Origin of the sequence: Moorena sp. SIO4E2 (assembly GCF_010671945.1) — a bacterium.
GTDB classification, from domain to species: Bacteria; Cyanobacteriota; Cyanobacteriia; order Cyanobacteriales; family Coleofasciculaceae; genus Moorena; species Moorena producens.
The window spans coordinates 1-4,502 of the sequence record NZ_JAAHIE010000555.1; the positions used below are offsets into that span (position 1 = coordinate 1).

Sequence of the window (4,502 nt, forward strand, 5' to 3'; positions counted from 1 at the left end):
CCTTACTAAGTAAGCTTTTGAGTAATTTAAAAATGCATTTTTATTAAAATGGCATTTTTAGTTCATTGAATCCCTTGCTATTGAAGGGGTAATCGCTCATTTAAACTACTCATTTACCACACCCATTCTAGGAGATCAAAAAATTTTATATCACAATTTAATAATTTCCGCAAGACCCAAAGGATTAGGGATAAGTAATTAAAAGTTTGCTATCAAGTTAAAATTGCTTTTTTATGTTCATAGTTTAGGTAGAGTTACTAACTCTAATTTAACACTTAGTAATAGTAATATTACGAAATCATTACACCAGGGGTGGTGAAAACAGTATAGTGCGCCTTGGAGGGCACTAGAGGATTCAAACATTTTTTCAAAAAATCGGGCTATCTTCTAGCGAAATAGTGAATAGCTGAAACCTTTTCATATAAACCGATACAGGCCAGATTTATATATTGCGCAACTTATTAGCTTTACTCTATTGGGGTCTCCTGCAGAGCATTTTGACTTTTCCCGAAGCGTCTCCGTAGGAGAATCGGACTGAGCTGGCATCCCTGTCTCACCCCATCCATCCTCGACAGCGAAAATTTACCAATCTCATTTTCGCGATTGACCTTGGCCTCAGCTTCCGCGCTTATGCGATCGCATTCATAATACCTCCGATCTCACCAGCAGCTCGCGAACAGAAAATGCCAACTAATCAGTACAGTTACCGAAATAGTTTGACTTGAGGGATTCAAACAATTCTCAGCAGCAGGTCACACAAGAAAATGCGATCGCATTTATATGTGATCCCATACAAGATTGACTGTAGGCTAAACTCTTCCGCTTGTTCCAAAGTTAGGTTATTTGTGATCGGGAAATGCGATCGCATCCCGATCACAAATAACCTAACTATTCCGATATTGACGCAATCGCTAATAGTGCAAACCACAGCACTCGACTGGCTCCCCACCCTCTCCACACTTACCACACTTTAGCTACTTTTATCCCTACTCCCTCACAATTTTTATTTTTTGCCTTATAATAGTACTATAGGAAGAGTTAATTCACACTCCACTCATGAACAAGTGCGTTGGAACTACTGAAGCGGCATCTCTATTAGGAATTTCCTCTCGACGATTGCGCCAACTCCTAGAGAAGGGTCGGGTGCGGGGTGCCTATAAAACTGGGAAATTCTGGATTATTCCTTTGTTCAACCATTTGCCACAAATTACCAAAGGTACTCGTGGACCGAAGGGGAAATGGCGCACTAGTCGTCCTCCCGCTTTAGCGAAGATTAATGTCAACCGTAATCACATTGGCTCGAATATCAAGAAAAGTCCCAAAGACCGGAAGCCAGTGATTTCAGTAAAACGAAGTGGTAGCAATATCTACGGCAACGAAGTGGAAATCCTTGGGCCAAGTAAGATTGTTTATAATCCCGATAATCCACTGGATTGTGGCGCTCGTTTGTGGATTGAAACCTTTAGTGATATTCACTTTATTTCTTGATGCAATAGCGAGTGGGGGAAACCCCCAAGACCGCGCTGCATCGCTGGTGGTAGTTTTCCTGCTAGTCGGTGAATGGGTCAAGGGCTTCGCGACCATTCAAAATTATTATTAAAAATAAGGAATGGATGACTACTGGAAGTAAGAGGGTGGCATATAACATTTACCTTTGAGTTCTGAACAGAATCCCTTACTAAAATCAAAAATACAAAATGCCAAAGGCGAGAGTTAATAAACTATATAGGTATTTTTAGTAACGGATAAAATGGTAATAGTTTTTTACAACTCATTTATAAACGCTATATGCCACATAAAAACCATCGCTTTGTTTATATTGACTAATTTATTAGGCTCTCCTAGAGTGGCTATGATAAATTAGTATAAAATAATTGCCACAGCCCTTACTCATCAAGCGTTTTAGTAATTTAAAAATGCCAATTTAATAAAAATGTATTTTTAGTTTATTGAATCCCTTGCTATTTAAGGGATTAAGCTCATTTAAACTACTCATTTACTATAATCAGTCTAGGAGAGCCATTTATTAAATTAATAGTACTCAGTCTAGAATATACTGATCAAGGGGTCAACTCCCGGATTGTTCGCTAAAGCTACATAGGTACCATCATTAGCAAAACCAACAATATCAGCCCGACCGTCTCCATTCACATCACCTAGCTGCCGGGGATAGGTATCAAAGTTAAGCCATCCCCCTCGATCGACTGCAAAATCTTCTATGACTATTGATGGGGGAGCAAAGGTACTATCGCTTTGACCCAGGGATACATAAACACCCTGATTAGCAAAACCAACAATATCAGCCCGACCGTCCCCATTGACATCAGCTAACTGGCGGGGATAGGTATTAAAGTTAAGCCATCCCCCTTTATCGACTGCAAAACTGTCTATGGCTTTGAATGCGGGAGCAAAAGTACCATCGCTTTGACCCAGGGATACATAAACACCGCGATGAGCAAAACCAACAATATCAGCCCGACCGTCCCCATTGACATCACCTAACTGACGGGGATAGGTATCAAAATCAGTCCATCTCCCTCCATCGACTGTGAAACTGTCTAGGGCTATTGATGGGGAAGCAAAGGTACCATCGCTTTGACCTAGGGATACAAAAACAAAGGTATGACCAAAACCAACAATATCATCCCGACCGTCCCCATTGACATCACCTAACTGGCGGGGATAGGTATCAAAGTTAGTCCATCCCCCCTTTAAGGGACTAAAACTATTGATCGCAAGTTTCTTTGTCGCAAAAAGGGTCATCAGAATACTCCTTGTCAAACCTAGTGTTTGAGTTGTATTGCAAAAAAAGTTGTTAAGAATAGAAAACGTTGTGGGAACTGTTCTGGCTCAGTAACCATCAATACTACAAAATGAAGTATGGAAATTGGGTTAAGAGTATTACGCTTCCTTGACAACACTCACTTTGTTAATCACTCCGAAAATCCAATTTTTCTACAACTAAATATCAAGTTTTGTAAAGAATTGCCCGTGGGGAATTTTAGTGTCTACAGAAACGAATGCGATTGACCTTGGCCAAAAGGCCACGCTACGCGAATGGTCACGCTACGCGAGTCACGCGAAGCTTCCGCGCTTATGCGATCGCATTTCTCGATCACACTTATATGCGATTGACCTTGGCCAAAAGGCCACGCTACGCGAATGGTCACGCTACGCGATCGCATTCCCGATTCCCCATTTTCTAACTATTCCGATATTGACGCAGTCTTTAATAGTGGACACCACACCACTCGACTGGCTACCCACCCTCTCCACACTTACCACACTTTCCTCCCTACTCCCTTTCTTCTCGATTTCCTAACTATTCCGATATTGACGCAGTCGCTAATAGTGGACACCACAGCAGTTGACTTGCTTTCCACCCTCTCCACACTTACCACACTTTAGCTACTTTTATCCCTACTCCCTCACAATTTTTATTTTTACCTTTATACTAGTACTATAGGAAGAGTTAAAAGAGACCCCACTCATGAACAAGTGCGTTGGAACTACCGAAGCAGCATCTCTATTAGGAATTTCTTCTCGACGATTGCGCCAACTCCTAGAGAAGGGTCGGGTGCGGGGTGCCTATAAAACTGGGAAATTCTGTCTGGATTATTCCCCTGTTCAACCATTTGCCGCAAATTACCAAAGGGTCTCGTGGACCAAAAGGGAAATGGCGCACTAGTCGTCCACCGGCTTTAGCGAAGATTAATGTCAACCGTAATCACATTGGCTCGAATATCAAGAAAAGCCCCAAAGACCGCAAGCCAGTGATTTCAGTAAAACGAAGTGGTAGCAATATTTACGGCAACGAAGTGGAAATCCTTGGTCCATGTAAGATTGTCTATAATCCAGATAATCCACTCGATTGTGGCGCTCGTTTGTGGATTGAAACCTTTAGTGATATTCACTTTATTTCTTGATGCAATAGCGAAGGGCTTTGGGACTATTTCGGGTATATACTACGGGTTTTGTGAATATCTAATGCCGCTTACATGCTAAGAGTTGCACTGTAAGTTGAGCTAAAAACTCATTTCGGAGTGTATTTTGAGCGTGTCATACTCATATGCAGTAAATAATATAGCATGTTACCCGATACCACTTAATAAAGCCCATGAATAGAGAGCTTTTTAGTTAGTATTCTTTGTGTAAATAATGGTAACATATTGCTGCATTTAACTTTGCTAAGAGAAAAACAAGGAATACCAACCTATGTTGACAGAACTTCAAACCAAAAAATGGACCAGGCTATTCCAAATTTATGACGCAGATGGAAACGGTGTCGTAGAACAAGCAGACTTTGAAACTATCTTCCAAACCTTAGCCCAAGCCCGCAAACTAGAAGCTAATTCCCCCAAATATAATCAGCTCCATGCTAAATTCATGGAGGATTGGGAACATCTCCAAAAGGATGCTGATACAGATAACGATGGTAAAGTAAACCTAAACGATTGGTTAGCACACGGTTATCGACGGATCAATGATGATTCAATGTACCA

The 4,502-nt window shown here is 41.2% G+C and carries 5 protein-coding genes and 1 pseudogene; 4 read left to right on the forward strand and 2 right to left on the reverse strand.

Going from position 1 to position 4,502, the window contains the following annotated elements; all coding sequences use genetic code 11:
• Nucleotides 1-730: 730 nt before the first annotated feature.
• Complete coding sequence (locus F6K37_RS32860) at nt 731-967, reverse strand: hypothetical protein (protein WP_287254849.1); 237 nt, start codon at nt 965-967, stop codon at nt 731-733.
• Between the two features lie 89 nt (nt 968-1,056).
• Here F6K37_RS32860 and F6K37_RS32865 point away from each other — a divergent pair, with 89 nt between their 5' ends.
• Nucleotides 1,057-1,488: a MerR family transcriptional regulator gene (locus F6K37_RS32865; RefSeq protein ID WP_287254851.1), complete on the forward strand. Its 432-nt coding sequence runs from the start codon at nt 1,057-1,059 to the stop codon at nt 1,486-1,488.
• A gap of 558 nt (nt 1,489-2,046) precedes the next feature.
• On the opposite strand, the gene F6K37_RS32870 is transcribed toward F6K37_RS32865, so the two are convergent.
• Nucleotides 2,047-2,763: an FG-GAP repeat domain-containing protein gene (locus tag F6K37_RS32870; RefSeq protein WP_287254853.1), complete on the reverse strand. Its 717-nt coding sequence runs from the start codon at nt 2,761-2,763 to the stop codon at nt 2,047-2,049.
• Between the two features lie 241 nt (nt 2,764-3,004).
• Between F6K37_RS32870 and F6K37_RS32875 the strand changes: the two genes are divergently transcribed.
• From F6K37_RS32875 to F6K37_RS32885, 3 genes and pseudogenes are all read left to right on the forward strand, one after another.
• Nucleotides 3,005-3,322, forward strand: a complete 318-nt coding sequence (locus tag F6K37_RS32875) for a hypothetical protein (protein ID WP_229419830.1) — start codon at nt 3,005-3,007, stop codon at nt 3,320-3,322.
• 168 nt (nt 3,323-3,490) lie between these two features.
• Nucleotides 3,491-3,926 (forward strand): annotated as a pseudogene (locus F6K37_RS32880) (MerR family transcriptional regulator).
• A gap of 289 nt (nt 3,927-4,215) precedes the next feature.
• The coding region (locus tag F6K37_RS32885; RefSeq protein ID WP_287254855.1) for an EF-hand domain-containing protein at nt 4,216-4,502 on the forward strand (287 nt) is incomplete at its 3' end.